22 protein-coding genes, 1 tRNA gene and 1 pseudogene are annotated in these 23,773 nt (G+C 62.5%); 7 read left to right on the forward strand and 17 right to left on the reverse strand.

Annotated features, from left to right (window positions below):
- Positions 1-110: 110 nt before the first annotated feature.
- Complete coding sequence (locus O1W68_RS06715) at positions 111-950, forward strand: alpha/beta hydrolase (protein ID WP_269302102.1); 840 nt, start codon at positions 111-113, stop codon at positions 948-950.
- Between the two features lie 38 nt (positions 951-988).
- Here the strand turns inward: O1W68_RS06715 and O1W68_RS06720 are convergent, their stop codons facing one another.
- Entirely contained in the window at positions 989-1,864 is an 876-nt protein-coding gene (locus O1W68_RS06720) for an amidohydrolase family protein (RefSeq protein ID WP_269302103.1), read from the reverse strand.
- Positions 1,851-2,531, reverse strand: a complete 681-nt coding sequence (locus O1W68_RS06725; RefSeq protein WP_269302104.1) for a dienelactone hydrolase family protein — start codon at positions 2,529-2,531, stop codon at positions 1,851-1,853. The genes O1W68_RS06720 and O1W68_RS06725 overlap by 14 nt, the downstream gene beginning before the upstream one ends.
- A 147-nt stretch (positions 2,532-2,678) precedes the next feature.
- Between O1W68_RS06725 and O1W68_RS06730 the strand changes: the two genes are divergently transcribed.
- Entirely contained in the window at positions 2,679-3,653 is a 975-nt protein-coding gene (locus O1W68_RS06730) for an NADPH:quinone oxidoreductase family protein (RefSeq protein WP_269302105.1), read from the forward strand.
- On the opposite strand, the gene O1W68_RS06735 is transcribed toward O1W68_RS06730, so the two are convergent.
- Positions 3,650-4,987, reverse strand: coding sequence for an ABC1 kinase family protein (locus O1W68_RS06735; protein ID WP_269302106.1), 1,338 nt, complete (start codon positions 4,985-4,987; stop codon positions 3,650-3,652). The two genes, O1W68_RS06730 and O1W68_RS06735, sit on opposite strands and share 4 nt — an antisense overlap.
- 230 nt (positions 4,988-5,217) lie before the next feature.
- Here O1W68_RS06735 and O1W68_RS06740 point away from each other — a divergent pair, with 230 nt between their 5' ends.
- Positions 5,218-5,754: a DUF998 domain-containing protein gene (locus tag O1W68_RS06740; RefSeq protein ID WP_269302855.1), complete on the forward strand. Its 537-nt coding sequence runs from the start codon at positions 5,218-5,220 to the stop codon at positions 5,752-5,754.
- A gap of 9 nt (positions 5,755-5,763) precedes the next feature.
- Here O1W68_RS06740 and O1W68_RS06745 read toward each other — a convergent pair whose 3' ends face one another.
- Complete coding sequence (locus O1W68_RS06745; protein WP_269302107.1) at positions 5,764-6,522, reverse strand: class I SAM-dependent methyltransferase; 759 nt, start codon at positions 6,520-6,522, stop codon at positions 5,764-5,766.
- Between the two features lie 138 nt (positions 6,523-6,660).
- Here O1W68_RS06745 and O1W68_RS06750 point away from each other — a divergent pair.
- A tRNA-Met gene (locus tag O1W68_RS06750) sits at positions 6,661-6,737 on the forward strand.
- Between the two features lie 60 nt (positions 6,738-6,797).
- Here the strand turns inward: O1W68_RS06750 and O1W68_RS06755 are convergent.
- The 5 genes from O1W68_RS06755 to O1W68_RS06775 form a co-directional block, all read right to left on the reverse strand.
- Complete coding sequence (locus O1W68_RS06755; protein ID WP_269302108.1) at positions 6,798-7,433, reverse strand: LON peptidase substrate-binding domain-containing protein; 636 nt, start codon at positions 7,431-7,433, stop codon at positions 6,798-6,800.
- A 2-nt stretch (positions 7,434-7,435) separates the two neighbouring features.
- Complete coding sequence (locus O1W68_RS06760; RefSeq protein ID WP_269302109.1) at positions 7,436-8,353, reverse strand: alpha/beta fold hydrolase; 918 nt, start codon at positions 8,351-8,353, stop codon at positions 7,436-7,438.
- 188 nt (positions 8,354-8,541) lie between these two features.
- Complete coding sequence (locus O1W68_RS06765) at positions 8,542-11,124, reverse strand: non-ribosomal peptide synthetase (RefSeq protein ID WP_269302110.1); 2,583 nt, start codon at positions 11,122-11,124, stop codon at positions 8,542-8,544.
- 148 nt (positions 11,125-11,272) lie between these two features.
- On the reverse strand, positions 11,273-13,810 hold the full coding sequence (locus O1W68_RS06770; RefSeq protein WP_269302111.1) for an ABC transporter permease: 2,538 nt from the start codon (positions 13,808-13,810) through the stop codon (positions 11,273-11,275).
- A 2-nt stretch (positions 13,811-13,812) separates the two neighbouring features.
- Positions 13,813-14,544: an ABC transporter ATP-binding protein gene (locus O1W68_RS06775; protein ID WP_269302112.1), complete on the reverse strand. Its 732-nt coding sequence runs from the start codon at positions 14,542-14,544 to the stop codon at positions 13,813-13,815.
- A gap of 76 nt (positions 14,545-14,620) precedes the next feature.
- Between O1W68_RS06775 and O1W68_RS06780 the strand changes: the two are divergent.
- Positions 14,621-15,385 (forward strand): annotated as a pseudogene (locus tag O1W68_RS06780) (deoxyribonuclease IV).
- On the opposite strand, the gene O1W68_RS06785 reads toward O1W68_RS06780, so the two are convergent.
- The 3 genes from O1W68_RS06785 to O1W68_RS06795 all read right to left on the reverse strand — a co-directional run bounded on the left by O1W68_RS06785 (position 15,382) and on the right by O1W68_RS06795 (position 17,885).
- Positions 15,382-16,050, reverse strand: coding sequence for a hypothetical protein (locus O1W68_RS06785; RefSeq protein WP_269302113.1), 669 nt, complete (start codon positions 16,048-16,050; stop codon positions 15,382-15,384). The pseudogene O1W68_RS06780 and the gene O1W68_RS06785 overlap by 4 nt on opposite strands.
- Before the next feature lie 77 nt (positions 16,051-16,127).
- Positions 16,128-16,598, reverse strand: coding sequence for a DUF309 domain-containing protein (locus O1W68_RS06790; RefSeq protein WP_269302114.1), 471 nt, complete (start codon positions 16,596-16,598; stop codon positions 16,128-16,130).
- A 6-nt stretch (positions 16,599-16,604) separates the two neighbouring features.
- The gene (locus tag O1W68_RS06795) at positions 16,605-17,885 is read right to left on the reverse strand and encodes a multidrug effflux MFS transporter (protein ID WP_442972291.1); all 1,281 of its coding nucleotides are present in this window, start codon (positions 17,883-17,885) and stop codon (positions 16,605-16,607) included.
- Positions 17,886-17,954: 69 nt separating this feature from the next.
- Here O1W68_RS06795 and O1W68_RS06800 point away from each other — a divergent pair, with 69 nt between their 5' ends.
- On the forward strand, positions 17,955-18,338 hold the full coding sequence (locus O1W68_RS06800) for a hypothetical protein (RefSeq protein ID WP_269302115.1): 384 nt from the start codon (positions 17,955-17,957) through the stop codon (positions 18,336-18,338).
- A 20-nt stretch (positions 18,339-18,358) separates the two neighbouring features.
- Here the strand turns inward: O1W68_RS06800 and O1W68_RS06805 are convergent, their stop codons facing one another.
- From O1W68_RS06805 to O1W68_RS06815, 3 genes are all read right to left on the reverse strand, one after another.
- Positions 18,359-19,309 carry an aldo/keto reductase gene (locus O1W68_RS06805; protein WP_269302116.1) on the reverse strand — a complete coding sequence of 317 codons (951 nt, stop codon included), beginning with the start codon at positions 19,307-19,309 and terminating at the stop codon, positions 18,359-18,361.
- A gap of 246 nt (positions 19,310-19,555) precedes the next feature.
- Positions 19,556-20,431, reverse strand: a complete 876-nt coding sequence (locus tag O1W68_RS06810; protein ID WP_269302858.1) for a DNA-3-methyladenine glycosylase family protein — start codon at positions 20,429-20,431, stop codon at positions 19,556-19,558.
- Positions 20,432-20,516: 85 nt separating this feature from the next.
- Positions 20,517-21,581 (reverse strand): acrylyl-CoA reductase family protein, encoded by a 1,065-nt coding sequence (locus O1W68_RS06815; protein WP_442972292.1) that lies wholly within the window; start codon positions 21,579-21,581, stop codon positions 20,517-20,519.
- A 57-nt stretch (positions 21,582-21,638) separates the two neighbouring features.
- Between O1W68_RS06815 and O1W68_RS06820 the strand changes: the two genes are divergently transcribed.
- Positions 21,639-22,202: a ribonuclease H family protein gene (locus tag O1W68_RS06820; protein WP_269302118.1), complete on the forward strand. Its 564-nt coding sequence runs from the start codon at positions 21,639-21,641 to the stop codon at positions 22,200-22,202.
- A 1-nt stretch (position 22,203) separates the two neighbouring features.
- Here O1W68_RS06820 and O1W68_RS06825 read toward each other — a convergent pair whose 3' ends face one another.
- Both O1W68_RS06825 and O1W68_RS06830 read right to left on the reverse strand, forming a co-directional pair.
- A complete protein-coding gene (locus O1W68_RS06825) occupies positions 22,204-22,668 on the reverse strand; it encodes a MarR family winged helix-turn-helix transcriptional regulator (protein WP_269302119.1) in 465 nt (154 codons plus the stop codon).
- Positions 22,646-23,740: an LLM class flavin-dependent oxidoreductase gene (locus O1W68_RS06830; protein WP_269302120.1), complete on the reverse strand. Its 1,095-nt coding sequence runs from the start codon at positions 23,738-23,740 to the stop codon at positions 22,646-22,648. The genes O1W68_RS06825 and O1W68_RS06830 overlap by 23 nt, the downstream gene beginning before the upstream one ends.
- Between the last annotated feature and the right edge of the window lie 33 nt (positions 23,741-23,773).

A 23,773-nucleotide genomic window follows, 5' to 3' on the forward strand; every position in this document is an offset into this window, starting at 1 on the left:
CATATAATTCGGCGCCATTTCGTGATCGGATGGGTACGCCGTCTTCCCAGAGCAGAAGACTGCCTTTCGAGATCGCTGAAGTTCAGCGTCGCAGCAGAGGAGATATACACGTGAAACGCACCGAGGCATCGTTCAGTGGAGTGCATGGAACCAAGATCGTGTACGACGTCTGGACGCCGGAAGTTCGCGAACCGTCGGCCATCCTGGTGCTCTCGCATGGACTAGGTGAACACGCGGGCCGCTACCACCATGTCATCGAACGTCTCGGGACGCTCGGTCTCGTCGTCTATGCGCCCGATCATCGTGGGCACGGAAGATCCGGTGGCAAGCGGCTCGAACTGAAGAAGTGGTCGGATTTCGTCGCGGACCTGCACGAGGTCTTTCGAATTGCCGATGCGGCGTACCCAGGTATGCGGAGTTTCCTGCTCGGCCACAGCATGGGTGGTGCGATCGCCCTGTCGTACGCGCTCGAGTACCAAAACGAGCTCGATGGGTTGATGCTGTCCGCCCCCGCGGTGGTCCTCGGTGACAGCACTCCGAAAATTCTGATTCCGATCGGCAAAATCCTGGGCAAGATCGCGCCGAGCTTGCCGGTTCAGGAACTCGACTCGGCCGCGGTCTCTCGGGATCCGGCCGTCGTGGCCGCGTACAACGCCGACCCGCTCGTCTACCACGGCAAGATTCCAGCCGGGCTGGCCAGCGGATTGGTCGGCGCCATGGAGAGTTACCCCGCGCGGCTGCATACGCTCACGCTCCCGGTTCTTCTGCAGCACGGCAGCGACGACAAGCTCGCCGACGTATCGGGCAGTCGCTCGATCGCCGAATCCGCCGGATCGACCGACCTGACCATCGAGGTGTACGACGGGCTGTACCACGAGATCTTCAACGAACCGGAGCAAGATCGAGTGCTCGACGACCTGATCGCCTGGCTGTCGCCGAGAGTCGCGTGAGCCGGTAGGTTCTACCCACGGCCAGGCGAGCCTTTTCGCTACAGGAACAGGCTCGCCCCGTTTCGGTAGCACACGTCCGATACCCACTCGTCTCCCAGATCGAGGCGAGCCACCGCGGTCAGTGCGTCCAGATACGGATACGGGATGTTGGGGAAGTCGCTCCCGAACAGTATGCGGCCCTGAAGATCTATCAGTTTCGATCGACCCGATTTCGGGAACGGCCAGGACGCTTCCGAGAAATCGGTGAACGCCATGGTCGTATCGAGCCGCACGTTCGGATACTGCAACGCCATCTGAAGGAACTGGAGATATTCGGGCATGCCCATGTGCGCGATGATCAGCGGAAGTCTCGGAAAGCGTTGCAGTAGCGTGGCAATCGATTCCGGTCCGGTGTGTGGTCCGGAAGCGGGCCCCGAACCGCAATGGATCACGACGGGGATCGCCGCGTCCTCGATGATCCCCCACACGCCGTCGAGCAGCGGATCGTTCGGCGGGTAATTCCCGACCTGTATGTGTGACTTGAAAATTTTTGCGCCGGATGCCACCGCCGATTCGACGTACTGCGTGGCACCTTCCTCGGGGTAGAACGTTGCGGTGTGCACGCAATCGGGCACCCGCTGCGCGAACTGCGTGCCCCATGAGTTCAGCCACTCCGCCATGCCCGGCTTGTGTGGGTAGATCATCGAGGTGAAGCCCCGTACGCCGAACTCGCGCATCATCTCGATACGCGTGTCCTCATCCTCCCGGTAGGTGATCGGCCAGGCCATTCCGGTGAGCGGGCCCGCGGAGTCGAAATACGTCCAGACCTTGTCCATGACGTTCTTCGGCATGAAGTGGGTGTGTACATCGAAGAGTCCGGGCAACCCGAGGCCTGTCCAGAAAGACCGAATCTGCTCGGTTTCAGTGGGCGACATGGCCGTCGAACCATTCGAGCGTCTTGGTCCAGGCGTCGACTGCGGCCTCTGGATTGTAGACCGCGGGGCGATCGTTGCAGTTGAACCCGTGCTCTCCCTGGGCGTATCGGGTGATGTCGGTCGACACTTGTGATTTCGCCACCGCGGTGCGCAATTGTTCGACCTCGTCGATCGGAATTCCCTTGTCCAGGTCGCCGAAGAACCCGTACCAGGGCGTCTGCAACGCATCGGCGACCGTCAACATTGCTGGATATCCGAAGCGTCCCTTCGAAATTCCGCCGCCGTAGAACGTCGCTGCGGCACCGACAGCGCGTCGTGCAGCGGTCTGGAAGGTGACCGATCCGCCCATGCAGAATCCGACGATCGCAGTCTGCCGTGGCTCGAATCCGAGTTCGGCCAAGGCCGAGAATCCGGCGTCGACATCGGAATCGACCTCGCTTGCTTTCAATGCGCCGATGGCTGCCATGGCCGGGTCCATGTCGTCGTACGCGATGATCTGGGTTGGTTGTCGATGGAACAGATGCGGCGCGGTGGCGACCCATCCGGCTTCGGCGAATCGTTGGCAGATATCGACGATGTGGTCGGTGACGCCGAACGCTTCCTGAACTACGACGACACCGCCGCGCGGGGTTCCGGAAGGCTTGACAGTGGTGAGGGGGGTGGACATACCTCGATTGGACCACCTCGGCCGATCCATCTCCGCTCCGGCCTCCCCCAGCCGGGTCGGCACTCCTCACGCCGGTTTTGTACCGTGGGTCACACGGCGCTTCGCGCCCTGACCGAAAAGGGACTTTTCCCAACGAGAGGACAGTTCATGCGTGCGGTGCACATCACGAAGCTGGATGGGCCGGATTCGGTCGAGATCGTCGAGGTCGATGAACCGGCCGACGACGGGAAGTCTGTGCTGATCGACGTACACGCCGCCGGGGTCGCCTTCCCGGACGCTCTGCTGACTCGCGGGCTCTACCAGTACAAGCCCGCGTTGCCGTTCGTGCCGGGCAGTGAGATAGCGGGCATCGTTCGGTCGGCACCCGAGGGATCCGGGTTCACCGCAGGTGATCGCGTCGCCGCCCTGACCGGACTGTCCGACGGTATGGCCTCGGTTGCCGCCGTGTCCCCGGAGACCGTCTTCGCGCTCCCGGACACCGTCTCGTTGACGGCAGGCGCCGGACTGCTGTTCAACGATCTGACGGTGCATTTCGCGCTGCGTGAGCGCGGACGTCTCGCCGAGGGCGAGACGGTTCTCGTGCACGGCGCCGCGGGCGGCATCGGTACCTCGGTGCTGCGGATGGCTCCGGTTCTGGGCGCTGCGCGGGTCATTGCAGTCGTCAGTTCGGATGCGAAGGCCGAGACCGCGCGGGCCGCGGGCGCCACCGACGTCGTGCTCGTGGACGGATGGAAGGACGCGGTGAAGGAACTCACCGGAGGCAAAGGCGTCGACATCGTCGTCGATCCCGTCGGCGGTGATCGATTCACCGACAGCATTCGCAGTCTTGCGCCGTCGGGTCGGATCCTGGTGATCGGGTTCACCGGCGGTGAGATCCCGACGGTCAAGGTCAACCGACTTCTGTTGAACAACGTCGACGTCGTGGGTGTGGGCTGGGGCGCATGGTGGATGAGCAGACCGGGTTACCTGAAGCAGCAGTGGGCCGAGGTCGAACCATTGCTGGCCTCGGGCAAGCTGACTGCGCCCGAGCCGTCGGTGTCCCCGCTCGAGAAGGCGGGCGAGGCAATTGCCTCCCTCGAAAATCGAACCGCTGCAGGCAAAGTGGTCCTGACGCTCGGCTAGTCAGGAAGATCGACCTCGCGGGCGTGCGCCAACGCGGCCACTTCTGCGGGGAAGACGTTCTTGAAGACGAACGGATCGGTTCCGAGCGCCCAGTTCGGGGCCAGTTCGATCGCGTAGCGCTCGAAGTATCCGAGTTGTTTGCCCACCAGGATCAACTCCTCCGGGCTCGAGGTTCGGTAATGCTGCCCCATGCCCACGAGCGCCCTGATGAAATCGGTCAAGCTGAAGTGCGCCAACGTATCCGAGAGCATCGGTGCGAACACGGATTGCAGAATCGAGCCGACCTCGGCGTCCGTGCCGACATCCTCGGAGATGATGCCGAGCCGTTTGACACTGCCGGCAAGCCGAGTGAAGTCTCCGTCGATCACGGTGGCGTGAAAGAGATCCTGCAGCAGCGAACGCCACTGCTCGTCGAGTTCGCCCATGACGCCGAAATCGAGAAACGAGACCCGCCCGTCGTCGAGCACCCAGACGTTTCCTGCATGGACGTCACCATGGAAAAGCCCGTGCAGGACAAGGGCTTCCATCCATACCTTGGCGGCCCTGCGGACGATCAACTCGGATTGCTCGCTGGGGGTGCACTGATCCAGCGGGTATCCGCGCATACGTTCCATGCAGATGACCCGGCCGCCGCAGTACTCCGCAATCACCTCGGGCGCCGTCACGAAGGTGTTGTCGCCGAAAGCTGAGATCGCGGCCCGAAACGACGCCTGTCGCCGTGCTTCGACGACGCTGTCCAACTCTGCGAACGTCGCGGCGTGTAGATCGACGATGATGGCGGAGGCGTTGGCAGTCTCGAAGAAGGCGATGTACTTCTCCAATGCCCGAGCGAAGACGTAGGCGATGCGGAGATCGATCTTCATGCGGTGGTAGATGCCCCGGCGCTGAACCTTCATGACAGCTTCGCGGCCATCGTTCAGCACGCAGAGATGCACCTGGGCGACAGAAGCAGACGACAGCGGCACGTCGTCGAACCGGGCGAACAGGTCCTCGACGCTACGCCCGAGGTCTGCTTCGATGATCGCTCTCGCCTGCGCCCCCGGGAACGGAGGTACCTCGTCGAGGCAGCGCAAACAGGTATTGGCCAGTACCTTCGGGAAGAGTCCAGGTGAGGACCCCATCAGCTGACCGACCTTGACGAACGTCGGTCCGAGTGCGAAAAACGCGTCGACAACCCCGTCGGAGGCATGCGCTGCCCAGCCGCGGCGGGGCCGAAAGATCCACTTGCCCAGCGCCAGAATTTGATAGGAGAGCAGAACAGCAACGATCACGACGAGACGCAGAACTTCACGAATCCCGATCTGGCGCAGCGGCGGAGCGAGACTCTTGCTCATCGAACCACCCGACAGACTACTCGGGAGGGCCGGACGTAGCGCACCACCTCGCGGCGGTCTGCAGGTACTCGTGCCACAGTTGCTCCTCGAAGGCGTGTTCCGCATGCAAGCCGCGTGTCGAACGGGTCCGACTGTACCCACCTGTACGACGACCGTTTCCCAGCCCTGAGGAGTACGACATTCCACGTAGGAACGCACGCGCTGCAGGCCTGCTCTTCGCCTTCGCCTCGCTGCAGTATCTGCTGCTCGAGGCGTTGACGGCCTCACTATCCGAGGGCTACCGGTACGCCTATGACACCGTCAGCGATCTCGGGGTGCCGACGACATCGGACACCTCGTGGCTGATGAACGTCGCATTCTGCGTCTCCGCGATCTCCGTGCTGGCTGCGGGCATCTGTTCGGCATCGCTGCTCGGACGTCGGCGATGGGCGTATCTCGGAGCGATAGCCGCATACTCCCTCGGCAGCGTGCTCGTTGCCGTCGTACATGCCGGTGACGGAAATGCCCACATCATCGGTGCCGTCCTGGCGATCGGCGCCGGTAACACCATTGCGTTGCTCGTCGGTACGGGCGTTCCAACCTGCCCGCGTTGGTACTCGAAGGGCAGCATCGGATTGGGCGTGCTCGGGTTCGTTGCATCCGGTCTGCTGATCGCCGGTGTCGGCCCCGTGGGTGTGATGGAGCGCGCGTCGATCTACACGTTCACCGGCTGGGAGCTGCTCACCGCGGCAGCGCTCGGGATGGTCGTTGCGCGCACGAAGCGATAGCGGTTCGCTTTACACCGTTCCCCGAGCGAACCACGCGCGCGCTTCCACCGTGAAGGGCTGCTCCGGGCGATCGAAGGTATTCAGGCAGGCCAGTCGAAGGGCTGCGCGACCGATGACGTCGAGCGTCTCGAGGTAGGCACCATGAGGGCCGATACCGAGGGTGAACGGCTCCCACCAGTCGTCGAAGTTCGCGTACGAGGCACTGGCCGTGAGCGCGCCGTCCTCGATATCGGTCAGGCCGGCCTCGCGAAACACCGCAGCAATCTCGCCGACGGTGTCGCCGGTCAGCTTCATTCTGTCGCTGACAGTGGGGTCTGCTGCGACCATGAACTGGCCGAGGATCCGCATGGCCGGCATTCCGCTGCGGTCCCATTGACACGCTGCCACCGTCCCCCCAGGCCTGCTCACGCGGGACATTTCGCGCACACCGGCAACCGGGTCGCTCATGAAACCGATGACGAGACTTGCCAGCGCAGCATCGAACGAGTCCGTGTCGAAGGGCAGGCTCTCGGCGAAGCCCTCGCGGACATCGACTCCTGGATTGCCGGCCCGACAAGCCTTGACGAAAGGAACAGACGGATCGATTGCCGAGACCCCTGACGCACCGACTCGCGACACCAGCTCACGCGTCAAACCTCCAGGACCACAGCCGATGTCGACGACGCGCATGCCCGCCTCGACGGGGACTGCATCGGCGAATGCCGGTGCCAATGTCGGCAGATAGCGCCCGATCAGCCGGTCGTAGCCCGCCGCCGGAGCTGCGAACATCCGAGAAGTCTCCTCGCGCATAGCTCTCATCATCCGCCCGGACGTGGCATAAGAGCAATCACCTCGGCCGCTGAGTCGGTGGTTGACCTGGCGATTGGGAGATCCGCCCAGATGCATGTAATGTTTGTTTCACAACGACGCGGGGTGGAGCAGCTCGGTAGCTCGCTGGGCTCATAACCCAGAGGTCGCAGGTTCAAATCCTGTCCCCGCTACCAATGTTAAAAGAAGAACCAGCACCTTCGGGTGCTGGTTCTTTTTGTTTCCATCTCTACCGGTCAGGTCAACCTGAACTTGACGATGTCGGTGACGTTGTCGACAGCATCGACGAGTACCCGTAGTCGCTCGGACGGTCCCGGTGCCTCCAGCACGTCCTGACGGTCGGACTGCCCCATCGGAACCTGCGCGGCAAGGGTGAACAAGCGTTCGCCGGCCTCGGCGGGAAGAGTCGAGAACGTCGGATCAGGCGGTGGTGCAGCGCCTTCGGCCCGTGCCAGGTTGCCGATCAACGCGTACAACTGAGAAATCTTGTTCTGCAGTGACTCGAAGTCGGATTCGGGTAGCGGTGCGGCGGCGTTCTCGTCGGCCCATACGCGAAGATCAGCCCGCGGGTATGGGTCGTCCTCCAGCCAGGCGTCGACCCGAAGTCTTTCGCTTCCTACACATTCCACGTAATGCCTGCCGTCGCCGACCTCTTCGTGGGCGACAATATGAGCAGCCGTTGCAATATGGTGGCGGACATCTCCGCCTCCGGATTCTTTCCCACGCGCAATCAGCACGACCCCGAAACTGGGGTCCTCCATAGCGAGACAAGCGGCCAGGAGTTCCTGGTAACGAGGCTCGAAGATGTGCAGAGGGAGACGCTCTCCAGGCAACAGCACGCTGCCGAGTGGAAACATCGGCCACAGCGACATCGTCAGTCCGACACTGTTGTTGTCGATGCTGCTGTTGTCGGTGCTGCGTCGACCTCGGAGTTCGCGGTGAGAAACTCGTCGAGAACGCGGAAGAAAAGATCCGGCTCGTCCAGCTGTGGGAAATGTCCTGCATTGGAAAAGATCTCGACGCGGCTGTTCGGCACTTCCCGTCTGACGTTGTCGGCATGGGAGGCCGGAATCATGCGGTCCTTGCCACCCCAGATCAGTAGTGACGGAATCGATTCGAATTTCGCGAAGTGTTGCTTGGCGCTGACCGTCTGTCCACGCGGACCGACGACGGCGCGCGTCGAGGCAAGAAACGCCTCGCGGGCCTGTTTGTCGGACACCGACTTGAACGAGCGCCACGTTTCCGCCATGCTCGCGCCCGGCCGTACCGGAAGCCCCCACTTGTTCAACTGCCCGATGACGCTCTCCGCGTTCCTGCGCACCCAATCGGACGCCAGTACCGGAAGAACGAGCTCACTGCCGGGCAAGGTGGCGGCTTTGAGCAACAGGCTCACTTCGGTGCCGAGGCCGCCGCTGCTGACAAGCACCAGCCGTTCGACCAATCCCGGGAACAAGTAGACGGTCTGCATCACGATCCCGCCGCCCAGCGAATGGCCGACCATCGGTGCAGACTCGATGTTCAGATGTTCGAGCAGATCGCGGATCGTCGCAGCATGCGAGCTGAGCGAATAGTCTCCGGACGGCTTGTCGGATCGGCCGTGGCCGAACAGATCGGGCGCGATGACACGGTGCCGCTCCGACAGGCGTTCGATTTGGCCTGCCCAAGATTCGTGCGATCCCAACAGGCCATGGACCAGCACGACCGGTGGACCGTCGCCGACATCCACGTAGCGAAGTACGTCCTTGTGCAGTTCGACCGAGTTCAGTGCGTAACGCGGTGAGTCCTTGTTCATGGGTCGAGAGCCTCCCGGCTGCGTTGCGACAGCGTCGAAAACCAACGTACGCGGTTCGGGGGATCGAGGACAGCTCATCGAGTCCTGGCTCACGCGATAAGGCTCTGTCGAGGAGTGGTAGCTATCCCGATGACTGGCGATGGACGTCATCAGCGGTCTGCGGCCTCGGTGCCGCACTATCGAGTCGGTCATCTGTGATCTGTCCGTTCCCGCCGCCTGCGCCTGTGCAATGCGTCGTCGATGATGTCGGCAACTCGGGCGACGATAGGTTCACGAACCATGTCGATGTGATTGCCAGGAACTTCACTGATGACGAGATCGCCCGTCGCCAACGTTTCCCAGGAGCGTCGATCGGACGTGTTCTCACCCGTCACGACGACAGTGACCGGGCCGCTCCACGGCTTCGGTCGATGAGCGTCGAGTGCTCTGGAACCGATGATGCCGAACGCCAGCCAACGTTCGGTGGTCGGAAACCGAACCAAGCCCGCAAGAGCCACCGATACTGCCCGGCGAGCGAGCGTGCCGAGACAGGATTTACGGTGCGGTGCCTTGTCTGGAGCCGCTTCCAAATCGGGGTCACCCTCCGACAGCTTGTCCAACATCGTTCGGTACAGGCGAGGGTCGAGCAGTATCAGCTCGGCGACTATGTCACCGTCCGATTCGAGAATGTGAGCCATATCGAGGGCAATCCACGCCCCGAGCGAATGTCCGACCAGTAGATACGGTCCCTGTGGCTGAATCCGACGGATCTCGCGGACGTATCGACGCGCGGCGCGGCTGGTGCTGCGATCCGGAAGCGCCCTTCTTCCAAGACCTTTGGCTTGTATCGCGTACACAGGGCGGTCGTGGTCCAGGTGATTGGCCAGCGGAATGAGTCCGACTGCCGGTACGCCCGCCCCCGCGATGACGAAGAGAGGAGCCGCCGAACCTTCGCTCCGCAGTGGAACCACGACTCCATCGTGTGATGACCTTGCGGTGTCCCGATCGACATCGGCGAGCTTGGTATCGACAGTCCGGGCCAAGCTCCGGATGTTCATCGCGTGCGCGAGTTCCTCCGTGGAGATCTCGACGTGGAAGGACTGTCGCACTCCTACCACGATCGTGGTCAAAGCAAGTGAGGTGGCACCCAGCGCGGCAAAATCTGCGTCTCGATCGATCTCGTCCAGCCCTAGTTCTTGTTGAACGATCTTACCGATCCACCTTTCGGTGGGCCCATCGAAAGCGTTGTCGGAAGCGGACTCCGGCAAATGTTCGGAATCGAAGAGCTTCGAACGATCGACCTTCCCTCTTGCGTTCCGGTCGATCCTGTCCACCCGGGTGATGTGCGTGGGGACCGTCCATTCCGGCAAGTCTCTGCGAAGCGCATCACGCACGGCGGCTACAGAAGATCGATCGGAGACGAAATATGCGACGAGTTCCTTGCCCGATTCGACATCGCGTGCAACGACCGTGGCGTCGTCCACACCGTCGACAGAGCGAAGTGCGGCTTCGACTTCCGTGGGATCCACCAGGTAACCCGACACTTTGATCACATCATCGACTCGACCCACGAGGTGCAGAACCCCGAACCGATCGATGCGACCTACATCTCCGGTGAGGTATCGGTGCGTCGCGTCGTGAGTACTGAAACGCGAGCGCGTCAACTCTTCCAGCCCTAGATATCCATCAGCCGACATCGGCGCCGAGATCCGAATTTCGCCGATCTCACCCAGCTTCCGCGTCCGACCGCCCGCTCCGACGATCTCCACGATCTTTCCGTGCGGGCTGCACCCGGCAGGAATGAACCCGTGGGGAAGAGCCTGATCCGCGCTGTGGGAAGTGTAGGCGATTACACCGGATTCGGTTGTGGCATACCAGTTTACGAAGGTTGCATCAGTGCCGAGCGTAGACCGAAAGAAGCGTACGTCGGAGGAGTGAAGTGCTTCGCCGTATGTGGTGACGACGCGAAGAGACGGGATTGTGTTCTCGGGTACGGCGCCTACGAGAGAAGGGGGCACGTTGGAGGTGGGTAGCGTGGTGCGCACGCTACCCACCAGTGAAGGCGAGCAATGCAAAGTCGTGATGGAGCACCTCTCGATCCATGTCGCCAGCTGCTCCGCGTGGAAAGCTCGTGGATCGCGGCAATGCACCTGTGCGCCACTGAGAAGACCTGCCAACAGGGTGTTGATGCCGGCACTGAAACTCACTGGAAGTACATTCCCCACACGGTCACGTGGTCTGAGCGCCAGGGCCGAGCTGACTTCGTACGCTTTGCTCAGGCACATCCGGTGACTGAGCAGCACTCCCTTGGGGACGCCAGTCGATCCGGAAGTGAATGCGATCATCGCAATGCGATCCCCGGTCACCGTCGGGAGCGGCGCAGCCGAGTCCTCGGCCTCGGAGATGTCGGCACTGTCCATCCGCAGCGCGGATGCCTGCTCGATGATGTGCTGCCGTCGAGCCTCGGGCAGATTCGAGTCGAGAGGCACCAGTGAGCGCCCCGACGCGATGACCGCAAGCATCAACGTGATCGACTCGGTGGTGCTGCGCCCGACCACCGCGATGGGACTTCGATCGACCTGGGCCAGGTGCGCAATCTTGCGGGCCACCGCATAGGTCCGGTGCAGAAGCTGATCGAAGGTGAGCACGCCGTCTTCGGCGACCAGAGCCGTCGCGTCGGGCAGCGCGTGGGCGACCTCGCACAACCGATCCAACAGTGTGTCCCGCAGATCGGGTTTGCACATGGGCGCTAGCTCGGAGTGCGGGGACGTGTCGGTCGGTTGAAGCGACATGCCCCCCCTTGCAGTGCCACAGCCCATTCGGGTCTTGACTAGAAACCGTCTTCGAGTCTGTTTACGCGCTACAAGGTAACCCCAGGGTCGTTTTATGCGCAACCCTTACGAAATTGTTACTTTCCCCAAGTCGGTAGGCACCCCACGATCACGCGTCTGCAATGGCCTCCAACGGGCGTGTGCGCGCTGCTCTGGCTGCCGGCCAGAGGGCCGCACCGACTCCGACGATCGCAGACCCGATCAGCATCCCGATGACCTGTCCCCACGGAACCGTCATCACCCCGAGGCCTTCGTCGCGAAGAGTTCGCACGAAACCCCAGCCGAACACTATTCCGAGGACCAGCCCGACGATGGCACCGAACAGCGCTATCAAGAGGGATTCGAGATAGATGGTGCGACGCACCTGCGCACGCTGCATCCCCACAGCACGCAACATCCCGATCTCTCGACGGCGTTCGACCACGGAGAGAGCGAGGGTGTTGATGATGCCGAGAATCGCGATCACGACTGCCAACGCGAGGAGCCCGTAGAGAACTGCGAGCAGAGTATCGATCTGTTGGCTCTGGCTGCCCTTGAATTGCTCGCGATCCTGTACCTGCACGACGACGAACGGCTTCGTCGACGCTTCGAGGTCGCTGCGTAGGACATCGAGATCGGTACCGGCGGCCGCACCGACGAGAACCACGATGTCCGAACGTACGATGCTCGGGGTCACCTGCTCGTAGACGCTCTCGGATACGAGCCAGTCACCTACCAAAGGGCTGTCCTCGTAGATGCTGGTCACGGTCACCGGGACGCGAACACCGTCGAACGAGTCCAAGTCCACCACTGTCCCCAGCTGCCAGTTCTTCTCACTCGACGCCGACTGCGAGACAGCGATGCTGTTGCCGGAGAGTTCTGGATCGCCCTCGACAACTTTTCGATCGAACAAGCCGTCGGGACTTCCGTCGAGAGCAACTCCGAAAGTGGATTCACCGGAGATGTTCACCTGTACCGGGTGCAGAATCGCCACCTTGTCCACCCCGGGGGTGTTACGGGCGGCTTGTCCTGCCCCGACGGGAACACCGATGGCCTGAGGTCCACTCAGGATGTAGTCCGCCTCGATTCCAGTGTCGACGAGCGCGTCCACACTGGCCTTCGCCGACGCACCGAGTACGCCGATGACGGAAACGAGCATCAGACCGAGCATCAGAGCGAAGGCAGTTGCTGCCGTGCGGCGGGGGTTGCGGACCGAGTTGGTTCGTGCGAGACGGCCGATCGCACCGAAGGGCCGAGTGAGCACCGATCCCAAGGCGCCGACGATCGGACGCGAGAGTGACGGCGCGGCCAGCGCGACGGCGATGATGACGGCGACGGCTCCGACTCCCACGGTGCCGGCAGCTGCTCCACCTGTCGATTGCGCGCCCACGACGAGTGCGACCGCGCCGAGTGCACCGATCACGATCCCGATGATCGTGCGCGTGCGAAGACTGTCACCCGCAGAGGCGAACTCTTCTCTCATGGCCGCGATCGGCGGGATCTTGGCGGCACGACGGGCCGGCGCGTAGGCGCTCAGGACCGTCACCACGATCCCGACGAGGAAGGCCACCAGGACGGTTCTCGGTTCGAGAGCAAGTGCCCCCGAGGGGAGTCCGACGTCGAAGGCATTGAGCAGAGCGCGCAGGCCGTAGGCGAGCCCTACGCCGCCGGCGAATCCCAATGCGCTACCGATGACTCCGACGATGAGCGCTTCGAGCACTACCGAGCGGCTGACCTGGCCGCGGCTTGCGCCGATTGCACGGAGTAATGCGAGTTCACGGACCCGTTGCGCCACGATCATCGAGAAGGTGTTGTAGATGATGAACGTGCCGACGAGCAGGGCGATGCCGCCGAATGCCAGTAAGAAGTAGTTCACGAAGGACAACGCGGACTCGATCTCGTCCTGGGCCTCGGCGCGTACCTCGTCTGCTGTCTGCACCTTCGCATCCGGGAGTGCGGCGGCGATCTCTTCGCGTAGGTCGGCCTGGGTCATGCCCTTTGCCGCGAGATCGCGACCTGCGACGTCGTAGTACTGGACATGTGAGCCGTCCGAGAACAGCTCGTTCGCTTGGCTCTGCAGGAACTGGACTCCGATATAACCGCCGGATTCGGCTGCGGTGTCGTAGATTCCGGTCACCGTGACATCGACCGTGCCCTTGGACGGGATGAGGACCTGCGTCGAGTCCCCGACGGTGAGGCCGGACCTCTCTGCGCCACCCTCGTTGATCGCGACTTCACCGGGGGCAGTGGGCGCAACGCCGGAGAGAAAGTTTTCTTTCGCTCCGAGTCGCTGTTCATCGGGGATGTAGGCCTCCCCGATGGTGGGCGCACCGCCGGACTGGACGGTCGTTCCGGACTCGTCGAGAACGACGATCTGTCCACCGACGTAGGGCATCACCGCGGCCACGTTCGGTAGAGCCGCAATGGTCGCGGCATCCTGGGTGGGGACTCCGCTCGAGCCGACTTCTTCCGCACTGACCCGAACATCCGCACCTGCCGCGGTGTCGGAGAAGATCGAGGAGAACGTGCGCTGCAAGGTGTCGGTGAACACGAACGAGCCGGCGACGAAGGCCGTTCCGAGTACGACCGACAGGACTGTAAGTGCAAGACGAACTTTGTGTGCGGCAAGATTTCTCAGGGAGACCTTGCGCATGGGATTGGCGGCCATGATCAGACCGTCTCCAGCTGCTTCATGCGGTCGAGGACCGTCTCGGCGGTCGGATTCGCCAGTTGATCGATGACAGCGCCGTCGGCCAAAAACACTACGCGGTCCGCGTAGCTTGCCGCGCGCGGATCGTGGGTGACGATCACTACCGTCTGATCGAACTCGTCGGCCGCGGCGCGCAGAATGCTCAACACCTCCCCGGACGAACGCGAGTCCAAGTTGCCGGTCGGCTCGTCGCCGAAGACGATGTCGGGTCGGCCTGCGAGTGCTCGCGCGCAGGCGACTCGCTGCTGCTGTCCTCCCGAGAGTTCGCTCGGACGATGATCGAGACGATCGCCGATCCCGAGTTTTCTCACTACGGTGTCCAACCATTCCTTGTCCGGCGTGCGGCCGGCGATGTCGAGCGGGAGGGTGATGTTCTCCAGTGCCGTCAGGGTGGGGACGAGATTGAACGACTGGAACACGAAACCGATTCGATCTCTGCGCAATCCGGTCATCTGCTTGTCGGTCAGATCGGTCAGTTCGGTGTCACCGATCGTCACGGTCCCCGAAGTTGCGGAGTCCAGACCCGCGAGGCAGTGCATCAGAGTGGATTTTCCCGAACCGGAGGGGCCCATGATTGCCGTGAACTCGCCGCGCGCGAACTCCACGCTCACCTCGCGCAGAGCGTGGACTTGGGTATCCCCGGAGCCGTAGGTTTTGGTCAGGGCGATCGCGCTGGCGGCGATATCAGTCATAGTGTTCAGTCTTTCAGTGTTCGGGAGTCTTCACTATCGGGGGACACCCTGAGGTGCGCCCACCTATCATGGATACATGCGTATCGGGGCACACGTCCGCGACTCCGCCGACCCCATTGGTTCCGCGGAGACTTTCGGCGTCGATCTGGTTTAGCTTTTCCTCACCGATCCGCAGAAGTGGAACAAGCTCGAGCCCCACCCCCAGGGCGAGGATTTGAAAGCCGGCAGCATCGACGTCGTGGTGCATTCGTCGTATGTCTTGAACGTGGCGAGCCTGAACAATCGGATCAGGATTCCTTCGCGTAAGGCAGTGATCGAGCAGTCTGCGGCCGCTGCCGAGATCGGCGCGATCGGTCTGGTCGTGCACGGCGGTCACGTGCGTGATGGTGAGGACACCACGAAAGGTGTCGAGAACTGGCGCAAGCTGTTCGAGCGCCAGCAGGATGTAGGGGGCTTCGGCGTGCCGATCTTCATCGAGAACACAGCAGGCGGAGATTTCGCCATGGCTCGCCATTTCGACGACATTGCGCGGCTGTGGGACGCCGTCGGCGAATTCGGTGCCGGTTTCTGTCTCGACACATGCCACGCTTGGGCGGGAGGCGAAGAGCTCGTCGGCGTCGTGGATCGAATCAAAGCCATCACGGGTCGAATAGACCTGGTGCACCTCAATAATTCGCGCGACGAGTTCGGCTCTGCGCGCGACCGGCATGCCAACCTAGCCGACGGAACGATCGATGCAGACGTGCTGGTCGCGGTCGCCGAGGCAGCAGGCGCTCCGGTGATCCTCGAAACACCCGCCGACGGTCTGGCCGAGGACGTTCGATTTCTGAAGAGCCTCTAGAGGAACATCGAGATCGTCTTCTCCCAGAAGCGTTCGAAGTCGTCGACGTCCGCGCAGGTGAAGACTCGGCTGTTCCAACGGAACTCGGTGTCCACCATCGTGACTCCGTCGATCTCGATGACGTCGCAGGTGACGGACAGGTTGTGGGTCAGCGGGTGACTGTCGTCGGGGAGAGCACTACCGGTGCCGTACTCGAACGAAATCTGAGCGCCTGCTCTTCGCACCAGTGCCGGAGTGCTCAGGACGTGCTTGGCGGTATCGAAGTCCAAGCCGTCGTTGGGGGCCGCGGCGACGCGTCGACGGACTTCGGAGGTGAGTGCGTCGACATGGCCGGTGGACGGGAGACGAACCGGGAAGAAACCGCGATCTTCGGGCGCTGCGTCGAGATTGCCGAATCGGCCGGCTTCGATGTCGACGAGCACTCCGGAGGTGCAGTTGCGACAGCGATCGCTCAGCCACGAACCGACGGTGGCTGCGAGGACGGCAAGCAGGGTGGTGGCCGGTGGATGATGCTCACCCGCCCATTGCGTACGCGAGGTGGTGACGACCGAGGAATCGATCGTATCTATTCGGGGATCGGTGCGACGGCTTCCGAATGGCCGTTCTTCGGGAGTGAGAACTGCAACCCAGTAAGGAACCTGTGCCGCTGCGGACTGTGCTGTCACCGATTGCCTTCCGCTCAGTGTCGCCTAACCTAACTAATCTCACTGTAGCGAGATCAGGAACGATTGGCGAGAGGGGGTCAGCCCAGAAGCTGAGGAGCCGAAGTCGACGTCGGGAGATCCCCGTCGTTCACGCGGTCGAGTAGCTCTTGCGACCACACCAGAAGCCCGGCCACATCGAGTCCGTACGGCGGATCGACTTCGTAACCGACGATTCGGTCGTGGCCTTGTTCGAGCAGAGATCGAGCCCCCACGGCATTACCACGTAGAAGGTGCGTCAGGCCTACGGCGAGCTGAGCGAGACCCTGCCAGAGCATCTGCTCCGCTTCCGGTGAGTCCTTCCACGTTCCTTCGAGTATTTCGTGGGCATGGAAGGGCATGTCGGCATCGAGCAATTGTTGTGCTTTCGCGATGGACTCTAGCGGCGGAAGCCTGAGGTCCTCGGGAATCCGCTCGACGCCGACTTCATCGCGCGATAGCGGCCTTCCCAGACCGTCGCGGGGGCGTGCATTCGACGGTTTACCGTTGGCATCGCGTTCTCGTTCCGGCATGTGCGGTCACACCTTGCTGGTCGTCGTCACCGTTGGGGTCGTCACGGTCGGGTTCCTCGCTGTTACTGCAATCAGCGCGAGAAGCGCAATCGCGGAGACACCGACCATCGTGACCGATACTGCCACGGCATCGTTACCGAGAACACCGACTACCGGCGCGACTATGGCGCCGGAGCCGAACTGTGCAGCGCCGAGCAGTGCCGCAGCAGTTCCTGCGGCTTCACCGTGCCGGGACAGTGCCAGGGCAGGTGCGTTCGGCATGACGAATCCGACTGCCCCGAGGACGAACCACAGCGGGATCAGGAAGCCGAAGATTCCGCCGATGTCCGCGACTGCGAGGACGGTCATCACTGCGGCGGCGAACACGCCCGCCGACAATGCGCTGATCACGATGCGTACGGGTGTGAAGTGGGCGAGGAGAATGACGTTGAGCTGTGAGGCACCGATCAGGGCAATCGCACCGAGCGCGAATACAACAGCGAACTGCTGCTCGTCGAGTTCGAATTGCTCCTGGAGCACGAACGACGAACCTGCGACGTAGGCGAACAGGGCGGACATCGCAAGAGCGGCAACAAGCACGAGTACGACGAACTGTCCGTCGCGCAGGAGGCCGCCGTAGGTGCGGACCACCGGCATGATGCCGCGACTGCGACGCCGCTCCGGTGGCAGGGATTCACGAAGTGAGAACACGGCGAGGACGAGCAACGCCACACCGAGCACGGCAAGGACACCGAACACCCAGCGCCACGAGCCGGCAAGAAGAATTGCCCCACCCAGCGACGGCGCCAGGACAGGCGCAACGCCCATGACCAGCATCAGGCGGGAGAGAACAGTTGCGGCGGCTCTACCGGTGAACAGATCGCGTACAACGGCCATTGCGACGACTGCAGCTGCCGCTGCGCCGAGGCCTTGCAGCCCACGAAAGAGACCGAGGACGGCGACGTTGGGAGCGACGACGCACAGCAGTGATGCGAAGACGTGGATTGCTGTGCCGACAATGAGTGGCAGCCGGCGGCCGACGATGTCGGACAAAGGCCCGATGACGAGCTGGCCGAGGGCCAATCCGATCAGTGTTCCGGTCAGCGTGAGCTGCACAGCAGCCGAGGACGAGTTCAGATCGTCGACGATTGCAGGCAGCGCGGGTAGATACATGTCGATGGTCAGCGGGCCCAGCGCGATGAGCGCACCGAGAACGAGAATCACCCTCAGCCGCTCGGACGATGTCGGCTCGGTGACCGCTGCTACGGGTGGGTCGACAGTGGTAGTTCGTTCCGGGGCTCGAGACACCCAAAGGTCAGCAACGAAGATGACCGATATGTTCCCAAGAGGGAGGCAGTGGGGCTAGAGTCCGCAATCGTGACCACGCCAGAGGACAGTCCGCGGCAGGCTATCGCCCGCGCGTACATCGATTCCTTGCTCTCCCACGATCCGAGCGCAGTGAAGTTCGCGCCCCACGCACGCCGCGTAGAAAACGGACTGACCACAGGATTTTCAGGCCCCGGGTTGATCAAGGCGCTCGGCAACGCGTTCTATTACCGCGCGATCATCGCGATCCGGAACATCGAGCTCACCGAATCCGGAGACACGGTCCACTCGACCTTCCTCATCGATGCGGGATTGCGTGGCAAGCGGATGGTGACCGTTGCGGTCGAGGAAAGCTTCCTGATCCCGGACGGCACCATCCACCACATTCGCGCGAAACTTCGGATCCCCCTCGGGCGGGCACGCGCAACTGTCTGAAACTTGGATGTCGAGCCCGCCTACGCGGACACGGCAGCCGACGTCGCGTCGAGCCGGGCAAGCTCGGCGGGCGACAAGGTCAGCGTCGGGGCGGCCATCAGTGCCGGCAGCTGAGAAATCGTGCTCGCACTCGCGATCGGCGCAGTGACTTTCGGCTGATGCAGCAGCCACGCGAGCGCGACGGTGGCGATCTCTTCCTCGTGAGCCTCAGCGATCTCGCTCAGTGCATCGACGACGTCGAGTCCCTTGTCGGTGAAGTAGCCCTTCGCGAGCCGCTTCCGGGGTTGGTCACCTTCCAGATCCTTGCGCACGCGATATTTTCCGGTCAGGAACCCTGACGCCAACGAGAAGTACGGAAAGACCCCGAGGTTGTTATCGGCGGCGAGTGGGGCAAGGTCGGATTCGTACGCGGCCCTGGTAACCAGGTTGTAATGCGGCTGCAGAGCGATCGGTGCTGCGAAATTATTCTCGCGTGCGACCTTCAACCACTCCTCGACGCGATCGGCCGAAAAATTGGAGATCGCGACGTACCGAACCTTGCCCTCTTCGATCAGCGAATCGAACGCTGCGAGCGTGTCGACGAGTGGAGCATCGCCGGAATCGGTATGGGCGAAGTAGACGTCGATGTGATCGCTCTGCAACCGCTTCAACGACGCCTCGGCCGCGGCCGCGATGTTCTTCGGCGTCAGTCCCTTGAACTCGGGATGCTGGCTGACCTTGGTGGCGATGACGACGTCGTCACGGTTGCAACGGGCGGCGGTCCAGCTTCCGATGATGGTTTCGGATTCGCCACCGGAGTTGCCGTCGACGAACGCGGAATATGAGTCGGCCGTGTCGATGAAATTCCCGCCACCGGCGGAGAACGCGTCGAGAATCTCGAAGGAGGCGCTTTCATCACTGGTCCAGCCGAAAGTATTGCCACCGAGAGCCAGTGGAAAGATGTCGAGGTTCGAATGTCCGATTGTTGCCACCGAGTACTCCTTCAGTCGTCCAGAACTAAACCGTGACGGGGAACATCGCCTCGGTGTCGGTTATTCCGCTCGAGCGGGCCGGCGCGGGTTGGGCGCAGCGGGGCGCGGGTGTGGAGCCGCTCGGGAAATTTACTCTCCGTGTTGGGATTCGAACCTCCTGCAGGGGGTTCGAATCCCAACAGGCGGAGCATTTGCGCAGGAACGTCCCAACGGAAAACGCGGCTACGAGCCACTGGGCGGCGGCCGTCAGTGGCCGGTGTGGTCCACCAGCGGCGTGCGGGGACCGAACTTCGGCTTGATGGCCTTGCCGCTCACTGCGAGAAGGCGCACCGCCCGAAATCTATGCGGCGCAAGAGGTTCGAGATACTCGACCATCGCGTCATCATCGAGGGGCCGTCCCAGCAGTGACCAGCCCACGACGGCGGCCAAATGATAATCACCCACCGACAACGCGTCGGGATCTCCGAACGCACGTTGCGCTACCTCGGCGGCGGTCCAGACGCCGACCCCCGGAATAGCCCGCAGTCGACGCGTCGCATCCGCCGCGGTCATCGTCGCCGTCTGCTCGAGCCTGCCGGCCGACTGCGCGCAGCGAACGATGGTCTTCGACCTGGCCGGATCGACATTCGCCAGATGAAACTCCCACGACGGGATCATCCGCCACACGTCCGCCGCGGGAGGCACGAACATCGGCCTGGGCGTCGGCCCGGGAGCGCGCTCGCCGAACTTGGTGACGAGTCGGCGCCACGACGCGAACGCGGAAACTCCATGCACACGCTGTTCCAGAATGGCAGGAACCAACGCTTCCATGACGAGGCCGGTACGGCCGAGCCGCAGGTGCGGAAAGTCCCGATGCGCTTGAATCAACGTCGGATGCTCGGGCCCGAAATCCGACGCGTCGTCGTCATTTCCCAGCAGTGCGGGGAGCATGCCCGTGAATTCTGCGGCGCCTGCCCCCCATGCCTCGCTTCGAACGCGGAACCGAGAAAGTTGCGTCAATCGATACGTGAGAAGGCCCGACTTCAAGCGTGAGGTTCGCCACACCGAGCCCGCTGAATCGCGCTCGAAAGTGGGGTCGACTTTGCCTCGACGAAGCGGAGAGAGCGTCATCGCCACGTCCATCGAGTGCTCCGAAACGAACTCGGTCACGACCGAGTTCGCGGCGGTGTGGAGATCGGACGACAACATGTTCTGTCGAGCCTAGCGCTCAGAACCGACCGGCGACCGAAACGACGGTTCGGCCGGTGATCTGCCCTTCCCGGATCTTGTCGAGCGCGAACTGGACGTCGGTAACGGGAATCTCCGTCGTGAGCGCAGCGAGGTGTCGCGGACGCATATCGGACTCGAGTAGCTGCCAGATTGCCCGCCTACGCTCGATCGGCAACTGCACCGAGTCGATGCCGAGCAGTGCGATCCCGCGCAGGATGAACGGAAGCACAGTCGTCGGGAGGCTGGTTCCGCCGGTCAAACCGCTCGCAGCCACAGCGCCGCCGTAACGTGTCGTGCTCAGGAGATGGGCGAGCGTCGTGCCACCGACGCAGTCCACCCCTGCGGCCCACTCTGCACGCCCCAGCGGCCGTGGCTGCGCATCCGGATCTTCCGGAATTCGCCCCATCACCGTGGACGCACCGAGGCTGGTCAGCAATGCGGCCGCCTCTTTCTTTCCAGTCGATGCATGAACTTCGAATCCGGCTCCGGCCAACAGATCCACGCTGACAGTCCCCACGCCGCCGCTTGCGCCGGTCACCAGAACCGGGCCGTCCGACGGTGTGATGCCTCGGTCGAGCAGAGCCGAGACGGACAAAGCTGCCGTGAATCCAGCCGTTCCGATCGCGGCCGCGTCACGGGTGGACAATGCGGTCAGAGGCACGACCCAATCCGCCGGTACGCGAGCGAATTCGGAGTAGCCACCGTGTTGCGCGGTGCCGATGTCGTACCCGTGAGCGACCACGGATTGTCCGACAGTGAAGTCGCTGCTCGTGGAATCGACGACGGTTCCTGCGATATCGATTCCGGGAATGATCGGATATTCGCGTACGACGCCACCTTTCGGAGTGATCGCCAAAGCGTCCTTGAAGTTGACGGACGAAAACTCCACAGCGATGGTGACAACACCCGATCGGTCGGCGTGCGTCGGTAGAAACGACTCGTCCACCCGTTCCGGAGCGAGCACGATCCCGTCGGATTCCCGGGCGACAAGAGCTTTGAACGAAGAGGGCACGGAGTTGCTCACAAGAGATAATCCTTCCGGTTTCGGTTGCGTACCGACCATATCCAATCCAGCGCGGCGCCTGTTGTTTGTCGGGGGACCGAAGTAGGGTCCTGTTTCGTGATCATTGTGAGTACGGATGGCTCGTGTCTGCGTAATCCGGGAGGCGCAATCGGGTGGGCTTGGGTCGATCACACCGGTCCCAGCAACTCCGGCGGCGAGCCGTCGGGAACCAATCAGATCGCCGAGTTACGGGCTCTCCTCGAAGCAATTCTCGCCCATCCCGGCGATGAGCCGTTGTCCATCGAGTCGGACTCCCAGTACGCCATCAAGTGCGCCTCCGAATGGCTTCCCGGGTGGAAGCGAAAAGGGTGGATAACCTCTTCCGGTTCCCCTGTCAGCAACATCGAACTCATCAAGAGCATCGATGCCGCGATCGCCGAGCGCACCGGGCCGGTCCGGTTCCGTTGGGTGCGCGGACACGTTGGGAATCATTTCAACGAAGCCGCCGACGCACTGGCCGGTGAAGCTGCGCGTGCCGTCGCCGCTTCCGGAGCAGTTGCAACGCCTGCGAAGGCTGCGCCTGCAATGGTCGCACCGAGCAAGCCGGTCAAGAGTAAGCCGGTTGCGAGCAAGCAAGCCAAGGTCGCACAACCTGCCGACGAGGTCGCGACCCTCTTCTAGTTCACTCGCTGATGTCGACCTGCGCGAGTCTGAGTTTGGTGCACAGTCTTTCGAGAAGGGTCAGTTCTTCGTCGTCGAGTGCCTCGCCGACGTACCGTCGTATTCGGGCAGCGTGTTTGAGGCCGATGGACCGTTGTACCGCACGCCCCTCATCGGTGAGTGCGACGACAGTTCCGCGCTTGTCATCCGGATCCTGCTGTCTAGCTACATAACCCAACTTTTCGAGTCGCTCGCACATCCGGCTCAGCGAGGGTTGGCTGAGCAGGATTTCGTGATTCAGATCGTGCAGCCGAAGCCCCGATTCGGTGCACTTGCTCAACGTGAACAGGACGTCGTACTCGCGCAGGCTGATCGGATCCCAGATGTCGTCGGCGGTGAACCGACGCATCAGAGATACCTGGGAGCGAAACAAGGACTCCCAGGCATCGACTGCCAGCTCGGTACTAGACGGAGACACTGACGGCATTCTTTTCCGCAAGCATCGCCGAGTGCGTCGGCGGGTTCTCCGGCACTCCTTCGGGACGACGCGCAGCGAATTCCTTGCGCAGTGTCGGCACCACTTCCTCGCCGAGCAGGTCGAGCTGCTCGAGTACGGTCTTCAGCGGCAGCCCAGCGTGATCCATCAGGAACAGCTGGCGTTGGTAGTCACCGAAGAAGTCTGCGAACGCCAATGTCTTCTCGATCACCTGCTGCGGTGAACCGACCGTCAGCGGGGTCTGCTCGGTGAACTCCTCCATGGTCGGGCCGTGTCCGTAGACGGGCGCGTTGTCGAAGTAGGGCCGGAATTCGTTCACCGCATCCTGGCTGTTCTTCCTCATGAATGCCTGGCCACCGAGGCCGACGATCGCCTGGTCTGCGCGTCCGTGTCCGTAGTGCTCGTAGCGTTCGCGGTAAAGGTTGATGAGCGCAATGTAGTGCTCCTTCGACCAGAAGATGTTGTTCGCGAAGAATCCATCGCCGTGGTACGCGGCGATCTCGGCGATCTCCGGGCTTCGAATCGAACCGTGCCAGACGAACGGCGGGATGTCGTCGAGTGGGCGGGGCGTAGAGGTGAAGTTGTCGAGCGGGGTGCGGAAGTTGCCCTTCCAAGTGACGACATCTTCGGTCCACAGGCGTCGGAGCAGCTGGTAGTTCTCGAGTGCCAGCGGAATGCCCTGACGGATGTCCTGACCGAACCATGGATACACCGGTGCCGAGTTGCCGCGGCCCATGATGAGGTCGACGCGTCCTTCGGAGAGATGCTGAAGCATGGCGTAGTCCTCGGCGATCTTCACCGGGTCGTTGGTGGTGATCAGCGTCGTGGACGTGGAAAGAATCAGCTTCTCGGTCTGGGCAGCGATGTATCCGAGCATTGTCGTCGGTGAGGACGGTACGAATGGACGGTTGTGATGCTCGCCCGTCGCGAAGACATCGAGGCCGACCTCCTCGGCGTGCTTGGCGATGGTGACCATCGCTTTGATGCGCTCATGCTCGGTGGGTGCCTGCCCTGTGGTCGGGTCGACCGTGATGTCGCCGACGGTGAAGATTCCGAATTGCATGTCTGCTCCTAGCACCGAGTTGTCGAAACGAAA

This window comes from Rhodococcus sp. H36-A4 (assembly GCF_027158005.1).
Taxonomy (GTDB): Bacteria; Actinomycetota; Actinomycetes; order Mycobacteriales; family Mycobacteriaceae; genus Rhodococcoides.